Below are 25,606 nucleotides of genomic sequence, written 5' to 3' on the forward strand. Positions count from 1 at the left end.
TGGCTTGGGGTACGATAGGGTTATCTACAGGTACAGACCGCGCCAGGCGTCCCACGGGGCGACAGGCGCATCATCCATGGCATTCAAGGTTTTCGATCTGCAATGCGAGCACGGCCACGTATTCGAAGGCTGGTTCAGCTCGCACTCCGATTTCGACACGCAACGCGCAAGCGGCCTGATCAGCTGCCCGCTGTGCGACAGCAAATCCATCGACAAGAAATTGTCGGCGCCCATGTTGAACGTATCCGGCAGCAAGGCGCCCGCCGTTCCCACTGCCCGCGAGTCCGGCAGCGCGCCCATGTCTCCCGACATGCAGGCCGCCATGCTGCAGCAACTGCGCGAACTCCTGCGCAGGACCGAAAACGTCGGTGAACGCTTCGCCACCGAAGCCCGCCGCATCCACCACGGCGACGCCCCCGAGCGTCCCATCCGCGGCGTGGCCACCCAGGAAGAACGTCAATCCCTGGCCGAAGAAGGCATAGCCGTAGCCCCCATCCCCGCCCTGCTGGACGACGACCGCCTGCAATAAGGACGTTTGTTCGTCCCGCAAACCGGGGCGAACCTGCGCCTGCCCTGCGTCAAAAAAGCGCAAGCCAACCAATAGACGAAACTATGGGGGAAAGGGGGCCAAAGGCCCCCAAGAAAGACGAGTCGAAGTGGATCGGCTTCGCCGGTCCACTTCGACGCCCTACGGGGCCCGGCGCCGGGCCGCCCCAAGGCGGGCCCCGGCCCCCTCGGGGGGGCTTGCCGCGTAGCGGCTGGGGGCTCACACCATGCTGGGCGCGCGTAAGCGCGTAGGGGGGGTTATTTCACCCTGCTACGGTATTCGCCCGTGCGGGTGTCGATTTCGATCTTGTCGCCGATTTCGCAGAACAGCGGCACCGGCAGTTCGTAGCCGGTGTTGATCTTGGCGGGCTTCATGACCTTGCCCGAGGTGTCGCCACGCACGGCGGGTTCGGTGTAGATGATCTCGCGCACGACGATGGTGGGCATTTCCACCGAGATCGCGCGGCCTTCGTAGAAGACCACCTCGACGGGCATGCCTTCTTCGAGGTAGTGCAGGGCGTCGCCCATGCTCTCGGCTTCGACTTCGTACTGGTTGTACTCGGCGTCCATGAAGACGTACATGGGATCGGCGAAGTACGAGTAGGTGCACTCGCGGCGCTCGAGCACCAGGACTTCGAACTTCTCGTCGGCCTTGTAGACGGATTCCGTGCCCGAACCGGTCAGCAGGTTCTTGAACTTCATCTTGACGACGGCGGCGTTGCGGCCGGACTTGTTGTATTCGGCCTTCTGGACGACCAGGGGATCCTTGCCGACCATGACGACGTTGCCGACGCGCAGTTCCTGAGCGATTTTCATGCTGGAGCAACCTTAGGGGAGGGAACGCTGGACAGCCGGCGCGTAAGCAACCGCGATGCCCAAAAGACGGCCATACGGCCTGTGCAGCCAATCAGTATAGCCTGGGACGGGGCACTCCGGCTAGTGCCGGCATCAGGCGTGGTTTTCCTGTCGTGCCTGGCAGAAACCGGTCAATTGGGTGGCCAGGTCGGGCTGTGCGGCCAGGCTGCCGCTCCAGGCGCGGGCGGCTTCCCGCCAAGGTCCGAATACCGCTGGCGACAAGGCCTCGGCCAGCAGCCCCGGAAAACGGGCGGCGCCGGCGTCGCCGTTCCAGGCGGTCTGCAGCGCGGAAGCGGGCGCGGGGGCGGGATAGCGCCGCAGCCAGGCCTCCAGCTTGTCGACATGGGCGGCCTCGGCCTGGGGGTAGATGTGCCAGACCATGGGGCGGGCGGCCCACTGGGCGCGGACGAAGGAGTCCTCGCCCCGGACGAAATTCAGGTCGGCGCTCCACAGCAGGCGGTCGTAGTCGGCCTGGGGCAGGAAGGGCGCCCGGGCGATGCGCAGGCGGCCCCGCGTACCGGCGGCCAGGTAGGGCGCGACGCCGGGCGGGATGGCCAGCAGCGTGGGCGTGTCGCCGCCCGCCAGCACGTCGGCCAGCGCGGACGCGGGGGCGTCGGGATAGCAGAACAGGGTGACGAGGCGTTCGCCGGCCAGCGGCTCGGGCAGGCCGGCGCCGCGCAGGAAGGCGGCCCGGGCAGCGGGGTCGCCCTGCAGGGCATCGCGTTCGGCCAGCAGGCCGCGCTCGCGCAGCAGCCCGCCCGTCGCGGCCGTGAACCCGGGAAAGAAGAAGTACTTGCGCAGGCCGCCAGGCTGGGGCGAGGGCAGGGCATGGCAGGTCTCGACCCAGGGCTCGGCGCTCAGGTATTCCAGGTTGACCCAGACGGGCGGGCGGACCTGGTCCCGCATGCGCTGGACGAATTCGACGGGAGGATCGCACGCGAATGCTTCGATGACCACGTCGCCCGGGGCCAGCGGCGCCGCCGGGCGTGTCCAATGGACGATGTCCACGCCATCCGCCCGCTGCGAGGCCGCCTTGGGATCCACCTGCGGCGCGAGGCGCGTCATCACGGACAGGTCGTCCACCCACAGGCGCACCCGCCAGCCGTGTTCCCGGGCCAACTGGCGGGCCAGGCGCCAGCACACGCCGATGTCGCCGTAGTTGTCGATCACCCGGCAGAATATGTCGGCGCGCATCAGCGGTTTCCCTCTTCCCAAAGGACGCCATTATCGCCCGCGGCCCGGCCATCCCCGGGCAATGTGCGCCGGGCCAGGTCCAGCCAGGCGCGGGCGGCGAACGACAGATAGCGGCCGCGGCGCCAGGCGAAGGCCATGTGCCACCACAGTTGCGGATCGTCGAGCGGGACCACGGCCAGCCGGGAGCGGTCCAGTTGGCGGCTGAACAGCTCGGGCAGCAGGGCGAGCCCCACGCCGGCGGCCACCATGGAGGCCATGAAGTCCCATTGGCTGCTGCGGCCGGCGATCTTCGGCGTAAAGCCGGCCTGGACGCAGGCGGCGTGGACCACCTCGTTCAGCACGAAGCCTTCGCCGTAGAAGATGAAGGATTCGGCGGCCAGCTCGTCCAGCCGGACCCGTTCCCGCCCTGCCCAGCCGGACGAGGCGGGCGCAATCAGGCGCAGCGGGAAATTGCAGATGGGCAGGGTCTCGTATTCGTTCTCGTCCGTCGGCAGCAGCATGGCACCGATCTCGAGGGTGCCCGATTTCAGTTCGTCCTCGACCGAGCGCGAGCCCCGCTCGAACAGCCGCAGCTCTATACCCGGGTAGTCCTGGTGGAAGCGCGCGAGCAACGGGGCCAGCAGGTGGTGCGCCAGCGGCGGCGTGCCGACGACCAGCTCGCCCCGGGCGGCCTGGCGCACGTCGGACAGTTCGGCCTGCAACTGGGCGTGCAGGGCTAGCAGTTGCCGGCCGCGTTCCAGCACGATGCGGCCGGTGTCGGTCGGTTCGATGCGCCGGCCGAACTTGCGCAGCACCGGCGTGCCCAGTTCGTCCTCCAGCTGCCGGATCATCTTGCTGACCGTGGGCTGGGTGACGAACAGCGCCCGCGCCGCCGCGGTATAGCTCTGGCGCTGGACGACTTCGACGAAGTACCGCAGGGCGCGCAAATCCATTTCATTCCAATATGGAATTCAAAATATGGATTTTATTCATTTTATAAATGTATGGAAGTTGCCTAGAATTACGGGTATACCCATGGTTCGCCATCATGCAGCATCGTCCCGTTCCTTCCTTCGCCGCCCGCATCCTGCAAGTCCTGGCCCTGGTCGCCGTCTGGTGGGCCGCCGATACCGCCGTGCGCTGGACCGGCCTGCCCATACCCGGCGGGGTGGTGGGGCTGTTCGCCGTGCTCGCGCTGCTGCTGAGCGGCCGCCTGCCGCTTCATCGCATTGACCAGGGCGCGCAATGGCTGCTGGCGGACATGCTGGTGTTCTTCATTCCCGCGGTGGTCGCGATGGTGCGCTACCAGGACCTGCTCAGGAGCGAGGGATTGAAGCTGGCGGCCGTCATCGTGCTCGGCAACGCCTGCGTGATGCTGACCACCGCCATGACCGTGGAATGGATCGCCCGGCGACGCCGCGCCCGCGTGCCGGCGAAGGCGGCATCATGATCATCGCCCTGTGCGTGGTGGCCACGGTCGCCCTGTATTACCTGAACAAGCTGCTCTATGCCCGCCATCCGCGGCTGTGGACGCATCCCATCCTGCTGACCCCGCTGGCGCTGCTGGCACTGCTGCTGGCCACCGGCATCTCGCTGGACGAATACACGGCCGACACGCGCGTGCTGCTGTGGTTCCTGGGCCCGGCCACGGTCGCGTTCGCGGTGCCGATCTACCAGTACCGGCGCCTGATACGGGAGTTGTGGCCGGCGCTGGCCGTAGGCACGGTGGCGGGCGTGACGGCGGCGGTGGCCAGCTCGTGGTGGCTGGCGCGGGCCTTCCACCTGGCGCCCGAGGTCGCGCGCAGCCTGCTGGTGCGCTCGGTGTCCACGCCATTCGCCATGGCCACGGCCGACCGCTTCGGCGGCAACGCCGACCTGGCCGCGATGTTCGTGGTCTTCACCGGACTGGCCGGCATGCTGACCGGGGAACTGATCCTGGCCTTGATGCCGCGCCGCTCCGGGCTGGCCAGCGGTGCGTCCTACGGCGCGGCGGCCCACGCGCTGGGCACGGCCAAGGCGCGGGAATTGGGGGAGGAGGCGGGCGTGATGGCGAGCCTGCTGATGATATTCAGCGGCCTGTCGATGGTGCTGCTGGCGCCGGTGCTGGGGGCTTGGCTGGCCTGAGGGCGGCGGCGCGCCGGCAAGGCGCCGCCGCCCGGGTGTCAGCGCCGCTGGTACTGGGTGGCGCCGAACAGGTTTTCCTTCGCGGTGGCGTCCTGCGGCTTGCGCTGGTCGGCCAGGACCTGGATGCCGCGCTGCACGGCCGGACGCGCGTGGATCTCGTCGAACCAGCGCTTGACGTTGGGGAAGTCCGCCAGGTCCACGCCCTGGTTGGCATGCGAGCGCGTCCAGGGCCAGGTGGCCATGTCGGCGATGGTGTAGGCGCGGCCCGCCAGGAAGGCCTGGCGGGACAACTGCTTGTCCATGACGCCGTAAAGCCGCCGGGCTTCGTTGGTGTAGCGGTTGGTGGCGTATTCGATGCGTTCGGGCGCGTACAGGCGGAAATGGTGGGCCTGGCCGAACATCGGGCCGACGCCGCCCATCTGGAACATCAGCCATTGCAGCGTGTTGTAGCGCTCGCGGTCGGTCTTGCCCAGGAACTTGCCGGTCTTGCCGGCCAGGTAGACCAGGATGGCGCCCGACTCGAACAGCGAGATCGGCTTGCCGTCGGGCCCCTCGGGATCGACGATGGCGGGAATCTTGTTGTTGGGGCTGATGGCCAGGAACTCTTCCTTGAACTGGTCGCCAGCCCCGATGTTGATGCCCGTCACCTCGTACGGAAGCTTGCACTCCTCGAGCATGATGTGCACTTTGTGGCCATTGGGCGTCGGCCAGGAGTAGACCTGGATGGGCTGCTGGGCCGGCTTGGCGATCTTGTCGGTCATGCGGGACTCCGGAAAGAGGTCGAGTTCGATGCGATTATGCGACAAAGACCATCGCTCGTGGCCGATAGGCCTCCCTTGCGGCAGGGATACGGACGGCGATCTTTGACCTGGGAGCACAGCAGATACAACGAATGCGGGCTGGGCAGGGGGCCGACAAAGGAAGATAATCCGTGTTTACCCTTGGCCGGATCCGCCTTCCGGCCGCTGGCCGCCAGCGCGCAACGTCCGCTGCGGCGGGACCAGCGACCGGTTCGTCCGGAGGCGCCGCGTGGCCTCGCGCCCGGTGCCAGGCGCAGTTTTCCTTTGTCTTTCGGCCCATCCCATGACTCGTCCGCGTTTCCTGCCCGACAATTTCACACTCAGCCTGATCGTCGTCGTCACCCTTGCCAGCTTCCTGCCATGTTCCGGGCAGACGGCCGTGGTATTCGACTGGGTCACCAATATCGCCATCGGCCTGCTGTTCTTCCTGCACGGCGCCAAGCTGTCGCGCGAGGCCATCGTCGCGGGCGCCACCCACTGGCGGCTGCATCTGCTGATCTTCGCCTTCACCTTCGTCATGTTCCCCATCCTGGGGATGGCGTTCAAGCCGCTCCTGGCGCCGCTGGTCACCCCCGACCTTTACCTGGGCATCCTGTTCCTGTGCGCGCTGCCGGCCACGGTGCAGTCGGCCATCGCGCTCACGTCCATCGCGCGCGGCAACATCCCGGCGGCCATCTGCAGCGCCTCCGCCTCCAGCCTGCTGGGCATCTTTCTGACGCCCGTGCTGGTCAAGCTGATGATGAGCACGGCCGGCGAGGCGGCGTTCTCGTTCGACGCGGTAGGCAAGATCCTGGTGCAACTGCTGCTGCCCTTCGTGGTGGGGCAGGTGATGCGCCGCTGGATAGGCGGGTGGGTCACGCGCCATCGCGCCGTGCTCAAGTACGTCGACCAGGGCTCGATCCTGCTGGTGGTCTACTCGGCCTTCAGCGAGGCCGTGGTGGGCGGCCTCTGGCACCAGACCTCCACCGCGACGCTGGCCGGCGTGCTGGTGGCGTGCGCGGTGATCCTGGCCGCGGCGCTGCTGGCCACGACCTACATCAGCCGGGCGCTGGGCTTCTCGAAAGAGGACGAGATCACCATCGTCTTCTGCGGTTCCAAGAAAAGCCTGGCGACGGGCATTCCCATGGCCAAGGTGCTGCTGTCCAGCAGCGCGGCGGGCGCCATCGTGCTGCCGCTGATGATCTTCCATCAGATGCAGCTGATGGTGTGCGCGGTGCTGGCGCGCCGCTACGCCAACCGTCCCGAGGAAGCGCCCGAGGCCAGCCCGCGCGCGGCCTGAGCGCCGGCGGCCTCCCGCTCAGTGGAAATGGGCGGGGCCGGCGTCGGCGTCGTCGGGCGGCTCGGCGTGCACCATTTCACCCAGGGGATTGGGAAAGTAGGGTGCGCCGCAGTCGTCGCAGAATTCCATGGGCAGCAGCCCCTGCAGCTTGCGCAGGTCGGTCACGCCCAGTTCTCGCAACTGGTCGGCGATCACGTCCATGGCCGGCATGTCGGGATTGTCGTCCTCGCGTCCGAACAGGGGCCAGGCCGAGCCATAGATGACGTCGTTGCTCTGGCGCTGGGTGAAGCCGATCCGGTATTCCTCGACCTCGGTCTCGCCGCAGGCGGCGATGACCGCGCGCAACTGGTCGGGCGCGACGCCCAGCGTGGCCTCCAGCCAGGCGACCGAGGCGCGCAGCGACAGCGGCCGCACCCGGCGGTCGGCCTCGCGGTTGTTGACGTAATAGGCGTCGGGCAGCAGGCATTCGAAACCGCACCCGGGCAGCAGGTCGGCGAACAGCGGCGCGGCCTGCGCCTCCCATTGCGCCAGGCAGCTTTCGCGCGTGTGCTCGGGCTTGCCGGGGTTCTCCTGCCAGCGGAATACCGGCGCGCCGCGCGGCACGGCTACGGCCGCGACCACGTAGCGCGTGTCGGCCAGCAGGTTCGCGACTTCGGTGTCGGTGGCGGGCATGCGCGGCAGCGTCAGCCCCAGCGCTTGGGCGCCCAGGCGGCTCAGCCACAGCCGGGTGGCACTGAACGAACGCGGCATCTGGTCCACGCTGTAGAGCTCCGGGGCCAGCGCCAGGCGCGCGTCGGCCGCCAGGATGTGGCCATGCAGCTGGGCTTTCAGCGCGTCCAGCAGGCCGATGCGTATCGGCCCGTAGGGGATGCTGAAACGGGTCCAGGCCACCACCGGCGCGACCACCAGCAGCACGTCGTGGTCCACCCCTTCCTTCTGCAGCGTCAGCGATTCCGACAGGGTCTCGGCCTGCTCGACCAGGATCTCGTAGGCGCCGGCGTTGCGCTGGTACAGGACCTCGAGCGCGGCCTCGATGGTCGCGTCCTGGCCGCCATGCATGAGCTTTTCCAACAGCGCGCCCAGTTCTCCTTCCCAGTAGCGGTCTTCGACCCGGCTGCCCGAGCCGTTGAGCGACAGGGACAGCGAAACGAGTTTTTCGGCATCGCGATTGAGGCGGGACGAGGAGGTGCTGCGGGAACGGGGCATGGAGGGGTCGCGGCTGACGGAATGATTGTTCGAGTCCGCTAGTTTATCTCCCTGGCGCCGGGTGGGTACGCAGACGCGGTCCCGCGGCCAGCAATTGGCTGGGTACCTCGCGCGCCACCAGGCGGGGCAGGGTGGCCACGATGTCCATCAGGGGTGCCAGCGAGACGCCGGTGTCCACGCCCATGCAATCGAACATGTGGACGAGTTCCTCGGTGCTGACGTTGCCGCTGGCGCCGGGCGCGTAGGGGCAGCCGCCCAGGCCGCCCACGGCGGCGTCGAAGCGCCGCATGCCCGCCTGCCAGGCCGCCAGCGCGTTGGCCAGGGCCATGCCGCGGGTGTTGTGCAGGTGCAGGGTCAACGGGGCCGAGGCGGGCAGGGCGGCGGCCAGCGATGCGGACAGGTCGGCCACCTGCGTGGGGTAGGCCATGCCGGTGGTGTCGCACAGCGTGATGCCGGCGGCGCCGGCCCCGGCGAAAAGCCGTGCCAGCCGCTCGACCTCGGATGGCGCGATGTCGCCTTCGAACGGACAGCCGAAGGTGGTGGACAGCGAGACGTTGTAGGGCACGCCGGCCTGGCCCGCGCGCTCGAGCATGGCCAGGAGCTGGGCCGTGGATTGCTCGCGCGTCATGCGCAGGTTGGCCTGGTTGTGGGTCTCGCTGACCGACATCACCAGGTTCAGCTCGTCGGCGCCGCTGTCCAGCGCGCGCTCCATGCCGCGCAGGTTGGGCACCAGGCAGGTGTAGACCACCCCGGGCCGGCGGCGGATGCGCTGCATGACCGCCTCGGCGTCGGCCAGCGCCGGAATGGCACGGGCCGAGGTGAAGCTGGTGACTTCGATGCGGGCGAAGCCACAGTCCGACAGCGCATCGACCAGCGCCACCTTGTCGTCGGTGGCGACGAAGGCCGGTTCGATCTGCAGCCCGTCGCGCGGCCCGACCTCGTTGATCTCGATCATGCGATCACTCCCTTGCCGCGCAGCGTCCGCAGCGTCTCGTCGTCCAGGCCCACGCCGCGCAGCACCGCGTCGGTGTGTTCGCCCAGGGTCGGCGCGCGGTGGCGGATGGCGCCCGGATTCGTGGACAGCTTGGGCACGATGCCGGGCATCTCGACCTTCAGGCCGTTGGCCGAGGTGACCTCGTGGATCATCTCGCGGGCGCGGTAGTGAGGGTCCTGGGCGATGTCGCGAGCGTTATAGATGCGCCCGGCGGGCACGTCGGCCTCGCGCAGGGCCGCCAGCACGGCGCCGCTGTCCAGCGTGCGGGTCCAGGCGCCGATGGCCTCGTCCAGTTCCTCCGCGCGCTGCGCGCGGCCGTCGTTGCGGGCGAGGCCGGGATCGTCGGCCAGGTCGTCGCGTCCCATGCGCCGCATCAGGCGCACGAAGATACCGTCGCCGTTGCCGGCGATCAGCACGTATTCGCCGTCGGCGCACGGATAGGCGTTCGAGGGCGCGATGCCGGGCAGGGCGCCGCCGGCCGGCTGGCGCACGGCACCGAACACCGAATACTCGGGCAGCAGGCTTTCGCTCAGGTTGAACACGCTTTCGTACAACGCGGTGTCGATCATCTGTCCTTGGCCGCCGCGCGCGTCGCGGTCGTACAGCGCCAGCAGCACGCCCATCGCGCCGTGCAGGCCTGCGATGGTGTCGCCCAGCGACAGGCCCGCGCGTACCGGCGGGCGGCCAGGCTCGCCGGTCAGGTAGCGCAGGCCCGCCATGGCTTCGCCTATCGCGGCGAAACCCGGTTCGTCGCGCTTGGTGCCGGTCTGCCCGTAGCCCGAGACGCGCAGCATGATCAGGCGGGGATTCAAGGCGTGCAGGGCTTCCCAGGACAGGCCCCATTTTTCCATGGCGCCGGGGCGGAAGTTCTCGATCAGCACGTCGGCTTGCGCGGCCAGCTTGCGCACCAGTTCCTGCCCGTCGGGCTGGCGCAGGTCCACGCATACCGATTGCTTGTTGCGCGACTGGGCTTCCCACCAGACCGAGGTGCCCTCGTGGAGCATGCGCCACTTGCGCAGCGGATCGCCCTGGCCGGGCGGTTCGATCTTGATGATTTCGGCGCCGAAATCGGCCAGGGTCTTGGCGGCGAACGGGCCGGCGATCAGCTGGCCCAGTTCCAGGATGCGGATGCCTTCGAGGATTTGCCGTGGCATGGGAGTCTCGCGGGGAAATATCTTGGCGACAGTGTGACCCGAAACCCGCAACGGAGGAAATGGGCGATCGGGCAAGCGGGGTTTGCCGGAACGCGAAAGCCGGCCGGTGGCGTCAGGCCGGCGTGGCGGCGGCCCGCAGGTGCGACACCAGCAGCCGTGCCGGCGCCGCCAGCGCATCGGGCGCGCGCACGCCCAGCAGCAGGCTGCGCCTGGCCCAGTCGTCTTCCAGCGCGACCAGCTTCAGGTGCATGGATTTCGCGTGCGGAGCCGCCGCGAGGCGCGGCAGTATCCCCACGCCCATGCCGGTCGAGACCATCCTGCAGATGGCATCGAAGCTGCGCACCTGGATGCGCAGCCGGATGGGGCGGTCCAGCCGGCTGCTTTCCTCCCTTATCCGGCTGGCGAGCGAGGTCGCATCCGGCAGGCTGACGTAGTCGCAGTCCAGCGTGTCGCGAAAGGCCACCGCGCGCCGGGACGCCAGGGCGTGCGCGCGCGGCGCGATCAGCACCAGCTCGTCCTCGCGGTAGCGGTAGGTCGTCAGGCCCTGGGCGGGCGTGCGGTCGGCGAACACGCCGATGTCGGCGCGGTTCTCGTTCACCGCGGCCACGATGTCCGCGCTGTTCTGCTCCTCCAGCTCGATGCGGATGCCGGGATGGCCGGCCATGAATGCCGACAGGTCTTCCGGCAGGAACTGCGTGATGGACGAGGTGTTGGCGGCGATGCGGACCTGGCCCACGGCGCCGCTGGCGTAGTCGGACATACGGCCGGCCAGTTGCTCCACGTCCTGCAGGATGCGCAGCGCATGCCGCAGGCAGGCCCGTCCGGCCTCGGTCAGTTCGACGCCCGAGGCCCGCCGGTACAGCAAGGGCGTGCGGACCGCGTCTTCCAGGTCGGCGATGCGCCGGCTGGCCGCGCCCACGGCCAGCCGGGCCTGGCGGGCGCCGGCCGAGATGCTGCCGTGGCGGGCGACGGCCACGAATAGCGACAGCGTCACCAGGTCGAAGCGCGAAAGGTTGATCAAGCGTGGGCTCCGCAGATGTGGCAAGGCCTGCGCCAGATGCCGGGGGCACCGCAAGCGCAGGCCTTGGAGGCGGCCGCCGGGGCCGGCCGGCTTCAGGCCGCCAGCAACTGGCGCAGCACGAAGGGCAGGATGCCGCCGTGGTTGTAGTAGTCCACCTCGATGGGCGTGTCGATGCGCAGCAGCAGCGGAACCTGCTTGCTGGTGCCGTTCTCGTAGTGGATGGTCAGCGTCACGTCTTGCTGGGGCTTGATGCCGTTCTCCAGCCCGGTGATGTCATAGGTCTCGCGGCCCGTGATGTCCAGGGACTGGATGCTGTCGCCGGCCTTGAACTGCAGGGGCAGCACGCCCATGCCCACCAGGTTGCTGCGGTGGATGCGCTCGAAGCTGCGCGCGATGACTGCCTTCACGCCCAGGAGTTGCGTGCCCTTGGCGGCCCAGTCGCGCGACGAACCCGTGCCGTATTCCTCGCCGCCGAAGATCACCGTGGGCGTGCCCTCGGCGATGTACTTCATGGCCGCGTCGTAGATCGACAGCTGTTCGCCGCTGGGCTGGTGCAGCGTGATGCCGCCTTCCACGCGCGTGCCGTCGGCATTGGGCGGGATCATCAGGTTCTTGATGCGCACGTTGGCGAAGGTGCCGCGCATCATGACCTCGTGATTGCCCCGGCGCGAGCCGTAGCTGTTGAAGTCGGCCTTCATCACGCCGTTGGCCTGCAGGTACTTGCCCGCGGGCGAGCTTTCCTTGATCGAGCCGGCCGGCGAAATGTGGTCGGTGGTGATGGAGTCGCCGAACAGGCCCAGCGCCCGGGCTCCCTTGACCACGGCGTTGGCCGCGCCGGGTTCCATCGTGAAATCCTCGAAGAACGGGGGTTCGGCGATGTAGGTCGACTTGGGCCAGTCGTAGATCTGTCCGGATACGCCCTGGATGTCCTGCCACAGCTTGCCGGGATTGGTCTTGACCTGGGCGTAGTTGTTCTTGAACGCCTTGGGGTCCAGGGCGTACTTCATCAGCTTCTCGACCTCGGCCTGGGTCGGCCAGATGTCGCCCAGGTAGACGTCGCCCTTGGTGCCGCGGCCCACGGGCTCGGTCATCAGGTCCCGCTTCATGGTGCCGGCGATGGCATAGGCCACGACCAGGGGCGGCGAGGCCAGGAAGTTGGCCTTGATGTTCGGGTGGATGCGGGCCTCGAAGTTGCGGTTGCCCGACAGGACGGCCGCGCACACCAGGTCGTTCTTGGTGATGAGGTCGTTCAGTTCGGGGGCGAGGTCGCCGGCGTTGCCGATGCAGGTGGTGCAGCCGTAGGCCGCCACGTCGAAGCCGAGCTGTTCCAGGTAGGGCAGCAGGTCGGTCTTCTGGAGGTATTCGGTGACGACGCGCGATCCCGGGGCGAGCGAGGTCTTGATGTGCGGCTTGACCTTGAGCCCGGCCTTCACCGCCTTCTTGGCCAGCAGGCCCGCTGCCAGCAGCACGCTGGGGTTGGACGTGTTGGTGCAGGAGGTGATGGCGGCGATCAGGATGTCGCCGTTCTGGATGGGGATGCCGTTGTCGGTCGTGAAGACCTGGTCGAGTTTTTCCGCGGGCTGCGAGAAGCCGTTCTCGGCCACCGGCTTGCTGAACAGGTCGCTGAAGGTGGTCTTGACGTCGCCGATCTCGATGCGGTCCTGCGGACGCTTGGGGCCGGCCAGCGAGGGCGCGACCGTGGACAGGTCCAGCGTGAGCAGCTTGGTGTAGTCGATGTCCTTGGCGTTGGGGACGCCGAACATCTTCTGGGCGCGGTAATAGGCCTCGAAGGCTTCGATTTCTTCCTTGGTGCGGCCGGTGCCCTTGAAGAAGTCGATGGTGCGCTCGTCCACCGGGAAGAAGCCCATGGTGGCGCCGTATTCGGGCGCCATGTTGCCGATGGTGGCGCGCTCGGACACGGTCAGGCTGGCGGTGCCGGGGCCACAGAACTCGACGAACTTGCCCACGACCTTCTCGCGGCGCAGCATCTCGGTGATGGTCAGGACCAGGTCGGTGGCGGTGACGCCTTCGCGCAGCTTGCCCTTGAGTTCGACGCCGACGACGTCGGGGGTCAGGATGTAGACGGGCTGGCCCAGCATGGCGGCCTCGGCCTCGATGCCGCCCACGCCCCAGCCGACCACGCCGATGCCGTTGATCATGGTGGTGTGGCTGTCGGTGCCTACCAGCGAGTCAGGGTAGTAGACCTTGTCGCGCTTGTGCACGCCGCGCGCCAGGTATTCCAGGTTCACCTGGTGGACGATGCCGAAGCCCGGGGGCACCACGCCGAAGGTGTCGAAGGCCTGCATGCCCCATTTCATGAACTGGTAGCGCTCGTGGTTGCGCTTGAATTCCAGTTTCATGTTGATGTCCAGGGCGTTCTTGGTGCCGTAGGCGTCGATCATGACGGAGTGGTCGACGACGAGGTCCACCGGAACCAGGGGTTCGATGGCCTTGGGATTCTTGTCGAGTTTGGCGGCGACGTTGCGCATGGCGGCCAGGTCGGCCAGCAGGGGGACGCCGGTGAAGTCCTGGAGCACGACGCGGGCGACGACGAAGGGAATTTCCTCTTCGCGCTTGGCGTTGGGTTTCCAGTGGGCCAGTTGCCTGATGTGTTCTTCGGTGACTTTCTTGCCGTCGCAGTTGCGCAGGACGGATTCGAGCACGATGCGCAGGGAGACGGGCAATCGTTCTACCGCCACGCCCAGGGCCTTGCCGAGCGCCGGGAGCGAATAGTACTGGCCGGTTTTGCTGCCGATCTTGAACTCTTTCAGGGTTTTGAACGTGTTGTGCGGCATGATGGGCTCCGAAGGAAAACCGGTTAAATCTACCACTTATGTTGCGTCGTTGCGATGTAGGGGAGGATGACTTTCTATAAGGGTAGGTCCTATGTCTTATATAAGATATAAGACATAAAAATGCAAGTGATGATTTGGACTACCGGTGGAGGTTTGGTTCTTGAGGCGGCCGGGGGCCGCAAGCAGGCCTGCACCGAGGCCTCTCTCCGCTATGCTTGAGCATTCACTTCCACAACAATAATGAAGGGGGGAAGTTCATGAAGCATCTGGGGATGGTGATTCTGGCCGGCGCGCTGGCAGGCTGTGCCACGAATCGTGGGGTGTCCGGGGGTGAGCTGGCGCCGCACCTGGAAAGTTGCAAGGGCGTCAGCGAGCAGGAGATCGCCGGCCTGTTCGACCGGTGGAACCGCTCGCTGCAGACCGGCGATCCGCATCGGGTGGTGGCGAACTACGCACCGGATTCGGTGCTGCTGCCCACCCTGTCCAACCAGCCGCGCTATGGCGCAGAGGCCAAGGAAGACTACTTCCATCATTTCCTGGAAGACCGCCCGGCGGGCCGGATCGACGAGCGCCGCATCGCGCTGGGATGCAATACCGCGGTCGACTCGGGGCTGTACACCTTCACCTTCGCCCGGACGGGGGCCGCGGTCAAGGCGCGCTACACCTATACCTATCGCTGGGACGGGCGGCAATGGCTGATCACCAGCCATCACTCGTCGGCGATGCCGGAAGGGAAGTAATGGGCGCCGGGCGGCAGGGCCGCCCGGACGGGTGTTCTAGAATGGCTTCCATCAAGCCATTGCGAACGATCCATGAGCACTCCCATACGCCTGACGCAGTACAGCCACGGGGCCGGCTGCGGCTGCAAGATATCGCCCAAGGTCCTGGACGTGATCCTGGCCGGCAGCGGCGCGCAGAATCTCGACCCCCGTTTGTGGGTGGGCAACGCCTCGCGCGACGATGCGGCGGTCTACGCGCTGGATGACGAGCGCGGCGTGGTGTCGACCACGGATTTCTTCATGCCCATCGTCGACGACCCCTTCGATTTCGGCCGCATCGCCGCCACCAACGCCATCAGCGACATCTATGCGATGGGCGGCGATCCGTTGCTGGCCATCGCCATCCTGGGCTGGCCGGTCAATCTGTTGCCGCCCGAAGTGGCGCGCGAGGTGGTGCGCGGCGGCCGGGCGGCGTGCGACGCCGCGGGTATTCCGCTGGCGGGCGGGCATTCGATCGACTCTCCCGAGCCCATCTTCGGGCTGGCCGTGACCGGCGTGGTGGACAAGGCCCGGCTCAAGCGCAACGACACCGCCACGGTGGGCTGCAAGCTGTACCTGACGAAGCCGCTGGGCATCGGCATCCTGACCACGGCCGAGAAGAAATCCAAGCTGCGCCCCGAAGATGTGAACGTGGCGCGGGACTGGATGTGCACGCTGAACCGGCCCGGCAGCCGTTTCGGCCGGCTGGCCGGCGTCAAGGCCATGACCGACGTCACCGGTTTCGGGCTGCTGGGCCATCTGGTGGAAATGGCCGACGGCAGCGGCGTCAGCGCCCGGGTCGAGTTCGCCAAGGTGCCGCGCCTGCCGGGCGTGGAGCACTATCTGGCCGAAGGCTGCGTACCGGGCGGCACGGGCCGCAATTTCGACAGCTATGGCCAGCGCATCGCGCCGCTGGGCCAGGATCGCATCGACCTGTTGTGCGATCCGCAGACCAGCGGCGGCCTGCTGGTGGCGGTCGTGCCCGATGGCGAGGAGGAGTTCCTGGCGGCGGCCGCCGAATCCGGACTGGCGCTCGAGCCCATCGGGGAACTGGTCGAGCGGCAGGACTACGCGGTCGAAGTGGTGTGATGCGCGGCGATATCGACGACTACCGCGCGCTGTTCCTGCGGGGCACGCCCCTGATGGATACGCGCGCGCCCATCGAATTCCGCAAGGGCGCCTTTCCCGGGGCCGTCAACCTGCCGCTGATGACCGACATCGAGCGGCAGAAGGTCGGCACCTGCTACAAGCAGCAGGGCCAGGAGGCCGCGATCGCGCTGGGCCACCAACTGGTCCGGGGCCGGACCAAGGCTGAACGGATCGAGGCCTGGGCGGCCTTCGCCCGCGCGCATCCCGAGGGCAGCCTGTATTGCTTCCGCGGCGGCCTTCGTTCGCAAATCGTCCAGCAGTGGCTGCGGGACGAGGCGGGCATCGCCTATCCGCGCGTGGTGGGCGGCTACAAGGCCATGCGCGGTTTCCTGATGGACACGCTGGAGCGGGCCGTGGCCGAGTGCGGCTTCATCGTGCTGGGCGGCATGACGGGAACGGGCAAGACCGATGTGCTGCGGGCGCTGGACCATGCCCTGGACCTGGAGGGGCACGCCCATCACCGCGGATCGAGCTTCGGCAAGCATGCCACCGGGCAGCCGCCGCAGATTGGCTTCGAGAACGGCTTGGCGATCGACGTGCTCAGGAAGCGGGAAGCCGGCCATGCCCGTTTCGTGCTGGAGGACGAAAGCCATGCGATAGGCAGTTGCAGCGTGCCGTTCAGCCTTTTCCAGGGCATGCAGGAATATCCCGTGGTCTGGCTGGAGGACAGCCTGCAGAACCGTGTGGAGCGTATCCTGCGCGACTACGTGGTGGATCTGTGCGCCGAGTTCGTCGTCCTTCATGGCGAAGAAGCGGGCAGGGCGCTTTTCGGCCAGCGGCTGCGTGCAAGCCTGGACAATATCCGCAAGCGGCTGGGCGGCGAACGCCATCAGCGCCTGGCGGCGGTCATGGACGCCGCCCTGGCCGAGCAGGCGCGAGGGGGAAGTGTCGAACCGCACCGGGCCTGGATCGAGGAACTGCTGACCGGCTACTACGATCCCATGTACGTCTACCAGCGCAAGCTGAAGGCGGCACGTATCGTGTTCACGGGAGACCAGCGCGCGGTGCTGGACTATCTGCGGGAGCACGCGCGGAAGTAGTGGACGTTGTCGTTCGGGAGCTGTGATGCACAAGAGCCGATTGGGAAACATCGTCATCGACTGCAAGACCGGCGATCTGTTGTCGGAAGCGCGCTTCTGGAGCGCGGCGCTGGGGTATCCCTTGCCCGGGGAAATCGATCCGGATGGCCGTTTCATCCAGCTCGTGACCAGGCCGGGGGAAGTTCAGGTCATCATCCAGAAGGTCGAGCACGAGGCGCGCCCATCTCGACATCGAGACCGATGCGATCGAGGCGGAGGTGGCGCGCCTGGAACGACTCGGCGCCGTCCTCGTGTCGCGCAAGGAGGCCTGGGTGGTCATGCAGGCGCCCAGCGGACACCGGTTCTGCGTGGGCAAGCCCTACCGGGACGGGTTCGAGCGGTCGGCCAACGTCTGGGAATGACAGGGTGTGATGCCTAGGGTTTTCACTGATGGGTCGTTCTGTCGATTTCCCGGTTTCCCGCTCGTCGTAGGCATGTAACCACCCTGACGAAAGGAGATTCACCATGGCTACCGGAACCGTTCGACTCCACCGCGTCCTGCGCGCCACCCCCGAGCGCGTCTATCGCGCCTTCGTCGAGCCCGACGCGCTGGCGAAGTGGCTGCCGCCGTATGGCTTCACCTGCCAGGTCCATCACCTGGAAGCGAAGGTGGGCGGGACCTTCAAGATGTCCTTCCGCAACTTCACGACCGGCAACGCGCACTCCTTCGGCGGCGAGTACCAGGAATTGGTCCCGTTCCAGAAGATCCGCTACACCGACAAGTTCGACGATCCCAACCTGCCGGGCGAAATGGCGGTCACGGTCGTGCTCAGGCAGGTGGCCTGCGGCACCGACCTGGACATCGAACAGGCCGGCATTCCCGAGGTCATTCCGACGGAGATGTGCTATCTCGGCTGGCAGGAGTCGCTGCTCCAGCTGGCCAAGCTGGTCGAACCGGAAATCCCGGACTGAACCCCTCCTTTTAGCGTGAACAGACCCCAGGCGCCGGCGGGCCCTCGGACCCACGCCCCGGTCAGCGCGAACCCATCAGGTGCAGCGCCAGCGCATGGTAGGCGGGCAGCGAGGTCGGGTCGTTGGCGGCGTTGCTCGCCACCGGATGCGAGGCGAAGCGCGCGATCACCATTTCCGCCTTGGGGTCGACATATATCGCCTGGCCATGCACGCCGCGCGCGGTGAAGGCGCCGTGCGCGTTGTGCGTGACCCACCACATGTCGCGGTAGGTCCAGCCCGCCAGCAGCGCGTAGCCGGCGCGGGCGAAGTCCGCCGGGTCGCCGCCGCGCCGGATGTCGGCTACCGCGGCGGGCGGCAGGATCTGCCGGCCGTTGAAGAAGCCATCGTTCCGGATCATCTCGCCGAAGCGAGCCAGGTCGCGCAGGCCCGTGTTCAGGCCTCCGCCGGCGAACGGCGTGCCGGTCGAGTCGACCGTCATGTAGGCATCCTGCTCGGCGCCCAGCCGGCTCCATATGCGTTCGGACAGCAGTTGCGCCACCGGCTTGCCGCTGGCACGGGCCAGCACCCAGCCCAGCGCGTCGGTGTTGGCCGTGCGGTAATGGAAGGCCTCGCCGTGCTTGCCTTCCGGCTTCACCGTTTGCAGGAATTCGTAGTAGCTGCGCGGCCCGGTGTAGTCACCGGGCTTGGGCAGCGGATTGCCGGCGGCCGCGTGGGCCCAGACCTCGGCGTCGGGATCGGCATAGTCTTCGCTGAAGCGGATGCCGGTCGTCATGTCCATGACCTGGCGCACCGTCGCATCGCCGAAGGCGGACGATGCGAGTTCCGGCACGTACTCGGCCACCCTGCGCGACGGATCCAGCGTGCCTTCGGCCGCCAGCATGGCGGCCAGCGTGCCGATGAAGGACTTGGTCACCGACATCGCGCCGTGCTGGCCTTGCTGGTCGAGCACGCCGAAGTAGCGTTCGTAGACGATGCGCCCCTTGTGCAGCACGACGATGCCGTCGGTATAGTTGGCCTTCAGCGAGGCCTGCCAGGTCATGGTCCGGTCCGACCCCAGAGGCTGGAAGACCAGGCCGTCGATGTCGTCGCGCAGCGCGCGCGGCAGAGGGGCGGCGGCGCCCAGACCGCGCGAGACGTTCACCGTGGGCATCAGCTGGCGGAAGTGGGAGACGCTCCAGCGCATCGCGGGGAAGCGAAAGTACGAGCCGTCGTCGAACCGCAGGATGCGGTCCGGTGGCGGCGGAGAGCCGACCATCCAGCCGAGTCTGGCGGGATCGCTGGCATCGGCGTCGGGATAGCCGGCGGGGTCCTGGGGTGCAGCCGCGAATGTGGCGCCGGCCAGGAACACCGACAGGAGAAAGGCCAGGTGACGCTGCGCGGGGACCATGGATACTCCTTGCGGTACGTTCAAGCGCCTCTTCCGGCGATCCTTCCGCTTTGCGGCGCATCCCTGCTCGATGGATCGGGGGGATCAGTCCTCGGGCCGCAGGTGCGGGAACAGGATCACGTCGCGGATGCTGGGGCTGTCGGTCAGCAGCATCACCAGGCGGTCGATCCCGATGCCGCAGCCGGCGGTCGGAGGCATGCCGTACTCCAGCGCGCGGATGTAGTCCGCGTCGTAGTACATGGCTTCCTCGTCGCCGGCATCCTTGGCTTCGACCTGCTTGCGGAACCGCTCCGCCTGGTCCTCGGCGTCGTTCAGCTCGGAGAATCCGTTGGCGATCTCGCGGCCGACCATGAACAGCTCGAAGCGTTCGGTGATGCCGGGGCGCGTGTCCGAGCCGCGCGCCAGGGGCGACACTTCCACCGGGTAGTCGATGATGTAGGTCGGCTGCCACAGCTTGGCTTCCGCCGTTTCCTCGAACAGCGCCAGTTGCAGCGCGCCCAGGCCGGCGCGCGCCAGTTGCGGGCCGTCCACGTGGGCACCCAGCCGCTTGAGTTCGGCGCGCACGAAGGCTTCGTCGTTCAGTTGCTCGTCGGTGTAGCCGGGATCGGCGTACTTGTGGATGGCCTCGGTGATGGTCAGCCGGTCGAAGGGCCTGGACAGGTCCACCTCGCGGCCCTGGTAGGTCACCTTGGCGCTGCCCGTGGCGTCGATGGCGGCCTGGCGGATGAGCTGCTCGGTGAAGTCCATCAGCCAGCGGTAGTCGCCGTAGGCCGCGTAGAACTCCATCATGGTGAATTCGGGATTGTGCCGGGGGCTGACGCCTTCGTTGCGGAAGTTGCGGTTCAGCTCGAACACGCGCTCGAAGCCGCCCACGATCAGGCGCTTCAGGTAGAGCTCGGGCGCGATGCGCAGGTACATGGGCATGTCCAGCGCATTGTGGTGGGTCGTGAAGGGCTTGGCCGCGGCGCCGCCCGGGATGGCGTGCAGCATGGGGGTTTCCACTTCCAGGAAACCGGCTTCGGTCATCAGGCGGCGAATGGAGGCGATGGCGCGGCTGCGTGCCACGAAGGTGTTGCGGGTCGACTCGGTCATGACGAGATCGACGTAGCGCTGGCGATAGCGCATCTCCTGGTCGGAGATGCCGTGGAACTTGTCGGGCAGGGGGCGCAGCGACTTGGTCAGCAGCCGCACCTCGGTGGCCTGGATCGACAGTTCGCCCTTGTTGGTCTTGAAGACCTTGCCGCGCACGCCCAGGATGTCGCCGATGTCCCAGTGCTTGAAGGCGTCGTAGACCTGGTCGCCGACCAGTTCCTTGCTCAGGTAGATCTGGATGCGGCCGGTCGAGTCCTGCAGGGTGGCGAAGCTGGCCTTGCCCATCACGCGCTTGAGCATCATGCGGCCGGCGACGCTGGCGGGAATGTCGGCCGCGTCCAGCGCTTCCTTCTCGGTGCCGTCGTGCGCCGCGTGCAGCGCGGCGGCGCGGTCGGCGGGCACGAAGTCGTTGGGGAAGGCCGGCCCGGCTTCGCGCAGGCGGGCGAGCTTGGCGCGCCGTTCGGCGATGATCTGGTTTTCGTCTTGCGCGGGTTCGTTGGCGGTGGGCCGGTTGTCGGTCATGATGGCTATCGGGTCAGTAATGTCGGATGTCGTCGATGTCGGCGTGGCCGAAGTCGTCGCGTTCCAGGTAGTCGAGGATGCGGGCCGCCACGTCGGCGGGGGCGGCCAGGCGGCCGCCGCGGTGGAGTTCCTTGAAGTCTTCCACGGCGGGGAAGGCGTCGGGCAGCGTGGCGCGGATGCGGGCCTGCATGGGCGTGTCGATCACGCCAGGGGCCAGCGCGGCGATGCGCAGTCCCGAGCCCCGCTGTTCCAGCTTCACCGTGCGCGTGTACATGTCCAGCGCGGCCTTGGTGGCGCAGTACACGCTCCAGCCCGGCATGGGCCGCTGCCCCGCGCCGGACGAGATGTTCAGCACGCGGCGGTCCGCCTGCGCGGGCGTCGCCGCCAGGAAGGCCGCCGTCAGCAGCATGGCGGCGGCCACGTTCACATGCAGCGCATGCGCGACCGATGCGGCGTCCAGCGTGGCGGCCTGGGCGATGGGTTCGACCGTGCCGGCGTTGTTGATCAGCCGGTAGCGGGCGGCGCCCGCCGGCAGGTCGGCGAACAGGCCCCGGGCCACGGTTTCCGTCTGTGCCGGATCGGACAGGTCCACCGCATAGTGCCGGTGCTGGCATCCGCTGCGGCGCGCCTGCTGCGCCAGCAACGGATGCGCGCCGCGCGACAGCGTGACCAGCAGCGTGCCCGGCCGGCAGGCGGCCAGGGCCAGCGCGGCCCCCAGGCCGCGCGAGGCACCGCTCAGTATCACGATGGCATCGCTCATGTCGCGTTCCGGCGCCGCTCAGACGCCCTGTTTCAGGCTGGCTTCGATGAAGGGATCGAGATCGCCGTCCAGCACCTTCTGGGTGTTGGAGATTTCGACGTTGGTGCGCAGGTCCTTGATGCGGCTCTGGTCCAGCACGTACGAACGGATCTGGTGGCCCCAGCCCACGTCGGTCTTGGAGTCCTCCAGCTTCTGCTGCTCGGCCATGCGCTTGCGCATTTCCAGTTCGAACAGCTTGGACTTCAGCATCTGCATCGCCTCGGCGCGGTTGCGGTGCTGCGAACGATCGTTCTGGCACTGCACGACGATGCCCGTGGGGATGTGGGTCATCCGCACCGCGGAGTCGGTCTTGTTGATGTGCTGGCCACCCGCGCCGGAGGCGCGGAAGGTGTCCACGCGGATGTCGGCCGGATTGACTTCGACCTCGAAGGAATCGTCGACTTCCGGGTAGACGAACACGCTGGCGAACGAGGTGTGGCGGCCGCCGGACGAATCGAAGGGGCTCTTGCGGACCAGGCGGTGCACGCCGGTCTCGGTGCGCAGGTAGCCGAAGGCGTATTCGCCCTCGATCTTGATGGTGGCGGACTTGATGCCGGCCACTTCACCCTCGGACTCTTCCATGAGCTCGGCCTTGAAGCCCTTGCGCTCGGCGTACTTCAGGTACTGCCGCAGCAGCATGGAGGCCCAGTCCTGCGCCTCGGTGCCGCCGGCGCCGGCCTGGATGTCCAGGAAGCAGTTGAGCGGATCGGCCGGGTTGGCGAACATGCGGCGGAATTCCAGTCCGCCCACTTTTTCCTCCAGGCCCTGGGCATCGCCGATGATGGATTCCAGCGTGGCGTCGTCGTTGTCGGCGGCGGCCATCTCGAACAGCTCGGTGGCGTCGCGCAGGCCCGAATCGATCTCGTTGATGGTCAATACGACCGTTTCCAGGGCCTTCTTCTCGCGGCCCAGGTCCTGGGCGTGCTTGGGGTCGTTCCAGACGTCGGGGTTTTCCAGCTCGGCGTTCACGACCTGCAGGCGTTCATCCTTGACATCGTAGTCAAAGATACCTCCGTAGATCCTGGGTGCGCGCAGCCAGGTCCTGCAGTTGGGCTTCGAGTTGGTTGAGGCGTTCTGCTTCCATGCTGAATTCCAGGTGATTTTTCGCGTAACCCGCTATTTTAGCGTAGGCCGGACGCCCTTCGGCGGGGTGCGCCCGGCGTTCAGCGCGCCGCGTCCTGGCCGTGCTCGATCACCAGTTGCACGGACACCATGCCGTTCCAGTTGTTCAGCGCCAGGCGGTAGGCCAGGTCCACGGCGGGCGGCAGGGCGTCGGCGTGGCCGAACCAGATCGCGTCGAAGCGCTGGCCACCGCGTTCCAGCGCCAGCTTCAGGTGCTTCTCGCCCACCACCCGCTGGTTGCGGACGATGAAGGCGTCGACGAAGACGGGCGCCGGGAACCCGGAGCCCCAGACCTGCTGGTCGAGCAGGGTGGCGACCTCGGCATTGGCGTAGTCGGCCTCCAGCGAACCGTCGGTTTCCAGCGCCGGCTCGAAACGGCTGCGGCCCGTCAGTTCGCGCACGGCGGCGTCGAAGGCCGGCGCGAATGCCGCGAAGTCGGCCTCGTGCAGGGTCAGGCCGGCGGCCATGGCATGGCCGCCGAACTTGCGGATCAGGCTGGGGTAGCGCTTGGAGACGAGATCCAGCGCGTCGCGCAGGTGCACGTCGGGCACCGACCGGCCCGAGCCGCGCAGTTCGCCGTCGCCCGCGGGCGCGAAGGCCAGCGTCGGGCACCAGAAACGGTCCTTCAGGCGCGACGCCACCAGGCCCACCACGCCCTGGTGCCACGAGGCATCGAACACGCACAGGCTGGCGGCCGAGGCCGCGGGCAGCGCGTCCAGCGAGGCCAGCGCCTGGTCGCGCATGCCGGCCTCGATCTCGCGGCGCTCGCGGTTCATGGCGTCCAGCTCGCGCGCCAGTTTCAGGGCTTCGTCCTCGTCGTCGGTGACCAGGCAGCGTATGCCCAGGCTCATGTCGGCCAGGCGGCCGGCGGCATTGATGCGGGGGCCCAGGGCGAAGCCCAGGTCGAAGGTGCTGGCCTCGCGGGCCTGGCGGCCGCTTACCGCGAACAACGCGCGCAGGCCCGGCTGCATGCGGCCGGCGCGTATGCGCTTCAGGCCCTGCGCCACCAGCAGGCGGTTGTTGGCGTCCAGCCGGACCACGTCGGCCACGGTGCCCAGGGCCACGAGGTCGGTCAGGGCATCCAGCCTGGGGCCGCTGTCCCCGCCGAAGGCGCCGCGCTGGCGCAATTCCGCGCGCAGTGCCAGCAGCAGGTAGAAGATGACGCCGACCCCCGCCAGGTGCTTGGACGGGAAGCCGCAGCCGGGCTGGTTGGGATTGACGATGGCCAGGGCCTCGGGCAGGACGTCGCCGGGCAGGTGGTGGTCGGTGATCAACACCTGCATGCCGGCGTCGCGGGCCGCCGCCACGCCGTCGATGCTGGCGATGCCGTTGTCGACGGTGATCAGGATGTCGGGCTTGCCGCCCGGGTGGGCGCAGGCCAGGTCGACCACCGCGGGCGACAGGCCGTAGCCGGTCTCGAAGCGGTTGGGCACCAGGAAGTCCACCACGGCGCCCATGGCGCGCAGGCCGCGCAGGCCGACGGCGCAGGCGGTGGCGCCGTCGCAGTCGTAGTCGGCCACGATCAGCAGCCGCTTGCGCGCGGCGATGGCATCGGCCAGCAGCGCGGCGGCGCGGCCGGCGTGGGTCAGCAGCGAGGGGGCCAGCATGGCCTGCCAGTCGGGCGCGGTTTCCTGCGGCGCGGCCACGCCGCGCGCCGCCCACAGGCGGGCCAGGAGGGGATGGATGCCGGCCTGTTCCAGGCGGCGCCGGGCCGCCGGGTCGGGCTGACGGGTCAGGATTCTTGGGGCAACCACCAGCGTTTCCAATCGTGTCGGGAGGAGGGCAGCCAGCGCAGCAGGGCGGGCCGGCGTTCCAGGGTCAGGGTGACCAGCCGTTCGCGCGCCGGCAGCACCAGTATCAGGTGCCGCAGGGCGCCGGCGCGCAGCGCCGCGTCGGCCGGGGCGAACCAGTCGCGCTCCAGCCGCGCGGCGGCGTCCAGCCAGCTGCGCCAGTCGTCGGTGCGCTCGGGCAGGGCCAGGTCGTCCAGTTCCACCAGCGCGCCGGGCCGGATCGCCGAGGCCGCATCGGCAGGGCGCTGCCAGGGCAGGCCGCCGCGTTCGGCCAGCGCGCGCAGCCAGGGCGCGCTGCCGGCCACCAGCGCGGGCCGGCCGGCGGGCCAGTCCGGTTGCCATGGCACCGCGCCGCCGTGCAGCCACAGGGTGTTGACCGGGACCTGCCCCCGCGCTTCGCGGGCGACGTTGACCGGCGACTCGTGCCAGTGCATCTGGATTTCGTTGATCAGCTTGCGCCAGGGCCGGGCCTCGGGCGTGCGCGGCCACCAGGCATCCAGCGCGGCGCCCGTCACGGCATCCGGCGTGCCGGTGTGCCGGGCCGCGCCCTGGGGCAGGTCCAGGCGCCAGCGGCGCGGATCGACGGCGCGGGCCGCCGCGCCATGCGCCTCCAGCGCGGGCTGCGCCGCGGCCAGCAGCGCGTCGCTCTCGGCCTGCGTCGTGCCCAGTTCGGCGGAGTCGGTCAGGACCAGGCCGTCGCGGCCGACCTGCACGTGGGCCAGGTCCGCCAGCCAGACGGGCCGGCCGTCTCGGGCATCGTCCACCAGCAAGGGCGCGAGCCCCGCGCCGATTCTGCCGTCCGCGGGCCGGTGGCCCGCGCGATGCAGCCACCAGTACTCGCGCGAGGTGCAGCCCGCCTCGAAGGGGTCGAAGTCCTGCTGGACGGGCCGCGCCGCGCCCAGCCACGAGACCAGCGTGCGCACGGCGGGCTGGTCCGCGAGCTGGCGCGCCAGTTCGGGCGCGATGGCGGCGTCGGTCAGCAGGCCGGGAAGCAGCAGGGTCAGGGCGGACGGCAAGGCGGGCACGGCGGCAGGATCCGGGTAGGAGGG

Annotated in this window: 23 protein-coding genes and 1 pseudogene; 9 read left to right on the plus strand and 15 right to left on the minus strand. The window is 68.3% G+C overall.

Going from position 1 to position 25,606, the window contains the following annotated elements; translation table 11 throughout:
• Positions 1–76: 76 nt before the first annotated feature.
• The gene (locus N5K27_RS11180) at positions 77–529 is read left to right on the plus strand and encodes a DUF1178 family protein (RefSeq protein ID WP_132978770.1); all 453 of its coding nucleotides are present in this window, start codon (positions 77–79) and stop codon (positions 527–529) included.
• Between the two features lie 275 nt (positions 530–804).
• On the opposite strand, the gene efp is transcribed toward N5K27_RS11180, so the two are convergent.
• From efp to N5K27_RS11195, 3 genes are all read right to left on the minus strand, one after another.
• Positions 805–1,362 (minus strand): elongation factor P, encoded by a 558-nt coding sequence (efp, locus tag N5K27_RS11185; RefSeq protein WP_087836963.1) that lies wholly within the window; start codon positions 1,360–1,362, stop codon positions 805–807.
• A 132-nt stretch (positions 1,363–1,494) separates the two neighbouring features.
• Positions 1,495–2,595 (minus strand): elongation factor P maturation arginine rhamnosyltransferase EarP, encoded by a 1,101-nt coding sequence (earP, locus tag N5K27_RS11190; RefSeq protein ID WP_279816435.1) that lies wholly within the window; start codon positions 2,593–2,595, stop codon positions 1,495–1,497.
• Positions 2,595–3,527: a LysR family transcriptional regulator gene (locus N5K27_RS11195; RefSeq protein ID WP_132978772.1), complete on the minus strand. Its 933-nt coding sequence runs from the start codon at positions 3,525–3,527 to the stop codon at positions 2,595–2,597. The genes earP and N5K27_RS11195 overlap by 1 nt, the downstream gene beginning before the upstream one ends.
• Positions 3,528–3,622: 95 nt before the next feature.
• On the opposite strand from N5K27_RS11195, the gene N5K27_RS11200 reads away from it, so the two are divergent.
• Complete coding sequence (locus tag N5K27_RS11200; protein WP_087836966.1) at positions 3,623–4,024, plus strand: CidA/LrgA family protein; 402 nt, start codon at positions 3,623–3,625, stop codon at positions 4,022–4,024.
• Complete coding sequence (locus tag N5K27_RS11205; protein WP_243724330.1) at positions 4,021–4,698, plus strand: LrgB family protein; 678 nt, start codon at positions 4,021–4,023, stop codon at positions 4,696–4,698. Before N5K27_RS11200 ends, N5K27_RS11205 begins: the two co-directional genes overlap by 4 nt.
• Before the next feature lie 38 nt (positions 4,699–4,736).
• Here the strand turns inward: N5K27_RS11205 and N5K27_RS11210 are convergent, their stop codons facing one another.
• The gene (locus tag N5K27_RS11210) at positions 4,737–5,459 is read right to left on the minus strand and encodes a glutathione binding-like protein (protein WP_087836968.1); all 723 of its coding nucleotides are present in this window, start codon (positions 5,457–5,459) and stop codon (positions 4,737–4,739) included.
• Between the two features lie 322 nt (positions 5,460–5,781).
• Between N5K27_RS11210 and N5K27_RS11215 the strand changes: the two genes are divergently transcribed.
• Complete coding sequence (locus tag N5K27_RS11215; protein ID WP_087836969.1) at positions 5,782–6,777, plus strand: bile acid:sodium symporter family protein; 996 nt, start codon at positions 5,782–5,784, stop codon at positions 6,775–6,777.
• An 18-nt stretch (positions 6,778–6,795) separates the two neighbouring features.
• Here N5K27_RS11215 and N5K27_RS11220 read toward each other — a convergent pair whose 3' ends face one another.
• The 5 genes from N5K27_RS11220 to acnA all read right to left on the minus strand — a co-directional run bounded on the left by N5K27_RS11220 (position 6,796) and on the right by acnA (position 13,947).
• Positions 6,796–7,983 carry a DUF2863 family protein gene (locus N5K27_RS11220; protein WP_132978775.1) on the minus strand — a complete coding sequence of 396 codons (1,188 nt, stop codon included), beginning with the start codon at positions 7,981–7,983 and terminating at the stop codon, positions 6,796–6,798.
• A 43-nt stretch (positions 7,984–8,026) separates the two neighbouring features.
• The gene (locus N5K27_RS11225) at positions 8,027–8,938 is read right to left on the minus strand and encodes a hydroxymethylglutaryl-CoA lyase (protein ID WP_279816444.1); all 912 of its coding nucleotides are present in this window, start codon (positions 8,936–8,938) and stop codon (positions 8,027–8,029) included.
• Positions 8,935–10,131 carry a CoA transferase gene (locus N5K27_RS11230; protein WP_087836972.1) on the minus strand — a complete coding sequence of 399 codons (1,197 nt, stop codon included), beginning with the start codon at positions 10,129–10,131 and terminating at the stop codon, positions 8,935–8,937. The genes N5K27_RS11225 and N5K27_RS11230 overlap by 4 nt, the downstream gene beginning before the upstream one ends.
• A gap of 112 nt (positions 10,132–10,243) precedes the next feature.
• Positions 10,244–11,149 carry a LysR substrate-binding domain-containing protein gene (locus N5K27_RS11235; protein WP_087836987.1) on the minus strand — a complete coding sequence of 302 codons (906 nt, stop codon included), beginning with the start codon at positions 11,147–11,149 and terminating at the stop codon, positions 10,244–10,246.
• 95 nt (positions 11,150–11,244) lie between these two features.
• A complete protein-coding gene (gene acnA, locus N5K27_RS11240) occupies positions 11,245–13,947 on the minus strand; it encodes an aconitate hydratase AcnA (RefSeq protein WP_087836973.1) in 2,703 nt (900 codons plus the stop codon).
• 257 nt (positions 13,948–14,204) lie between these two features.
• Here acnA and N5K27_RS11245 point away from each other — a divergent pair, with 257 nt between their 5' ends.
• The 5 genes and pseudogenes from N5K27_RS11245 (at position 14,205) to N5K27_RS11265 (ending at position 17,845) form a co-directional block, all read left to right on the plus strand.
• Positions 14,205–14,687, plus strand: coding sequence for an SgcJ/EcaC family oxidoreductase (locus N5K27_RS11245; RefSeq protein WP_279816450.1), 483 nt, complete (start codon positions 14,205–14,207; stop codon positions 14,685–14,687).
• 72 nt (positions 14,688–14,759) lie between these two features.
• Positions 14,760–15,794 carry a selenide, water dikinase SelD gene (gene selD / locus N5K27_RS11250; protein WP_279816451.1) on the plus strand — a complete coding sequence of 345 codons (1,035 nt, stop codon included), beginning with the start codon at positions 14,760–14,762 and terminating at the stop codon, positions 15,792–15,794.
• Positions 15,794–16,894 carry a tRNA 2-selenouridine(34) synthase MnmH gene (gene mnmH, locus N5K27_RS11255; RefSeq protein ID WP_087836976.1) on the plus strand — a complete coding sequence of 367 codons (1,101 nt, stop codon included), beginning with the start codon at positions 15,794–15,796 and terminating at the stop codon, positions 16,892–16,894. The genes selD and mnmH overlap by 1 nt, the downstream gene beginning before the upstream one ends.
• 209 nt (positions 16,895–17,103) lie before the next feature.
• Positions 17,104–17,295, plus strand: a pseudogene (locus tag N5K27_RS11260) (VOC family protein); the annotation flags it as partial.
• A gap of 103 nt (positions 17,296–17,398) precedes the next feature.
• Positions 17,399–17,845 carry an SRPBCC family protein gene (locus N5K27_RS11265; RefSeq protein WP_279816454.1) on the plus strand — a complete coding sequence of 149 codons (447 nt, stop codon included), beginning with the start codon at positions 17,399–17,401 and terminating at the stop codon, positions 17,843–17,845.
• A 61-nt stretch (positions 17,846–17,906) separates the two neighbouring features.
• Here N5K27_RS11265 and N5K27_RS11270 read toward each other — a convergent pair whose 3' ends face one another.
• The 6 genes from N5K27_RS11270 to N5K27_RS11295 all read right to left on the minus strand — a co-directional run bounded on the left by N5K27_RS11270 (position 17,907) and on the right by N5K27_RS11295 (position 25,582).
• A complete protein-coding gene (locus N5K27_RS11270) occupies positions 17,907–19,100 on the minus strand; it encodes a serine hydrolase (protein ID WP_243724359.1) in 1,194 nt (397 codons plus the stop codon).
• Positions 19,101–19,316: 216 nt separating this feature from the next.
• A complete protein-coding gene (gene lysS, locus N5K27_RS11275) occupies positions 19,317–20,846 on the minus strand; it encodes a lysine--tRNA ligase (protein WP_087836980.1) in 1,530 nt (509 codons plus the stop codon).
• 13 nt (positions 20,847–20,859) lie between these two features.
• Complete coding sequence (locus tag N5K27_RS11280; protein WP_087836981.1) at positions 20,860–21,606, minus strand: SDR family oxidoreductase; 747 nt, start codon at positions 21,604–21,606, stop codon at positions 20,860–20,862.
• 18 nt (positions 21,607–21,624) lie between these two features.
• Positions 21,625–22,729 (minus strand): peptide chain release factor 2 gene (prfB, locus tag N5K27_RS11285; protein WP_132978777.1). Its coding sequence is split into 2 segments (ribosomal slippage): positions 21,625–22,647 and positions 22,649–22,729, totalling 1,104 coding nucleotides; the frame shifts between segments, so codons are not numbered across the junction.
• A 79-nt stretch (positions 22,730–22,808) separates the two neighbouring features.
• The gene (gene recJ, locus N5K27_RS11290) at positions 22,809–24,521 is read right to left on the minus strand and encodes a single-stranded-DNA-specific exonuclease RecJ (protein ID WP_087836982.1); all 1,713 of its coding nucleotides are present in this window, start codon (positions 24,519–24,521) and stop codon (positions 22,809–22,811) included.
• Complete coding sequence (locus tag N5K27_RS11295; protein ID WP_279816458.1) at positions 24,500–25,582, minus strand: hypothetical protein; 1,083 nt, start codon at positions 25,580–25,582, stop codon at positions 24,500–24,502. The genes recJ and N5K27_RS11295 overlap by 22 nt, the downstream gene beginning before the upstream one ends.
• Positions 25,583–25,606 lie beyond the last annotated feature (24 nt).

Origin of the sequence: Pigmentiphaga sp. GD03639 (genome assembly GCF_029845405.1) — a bacterium.
Classification (GTDB): Bacteria; Pseudomonadota; Gammaproteobacteria; order Burkholderiales; family Burkholderiaceae_B; genus Pigmentiphaga; species Pigmentiphaga daeguensis.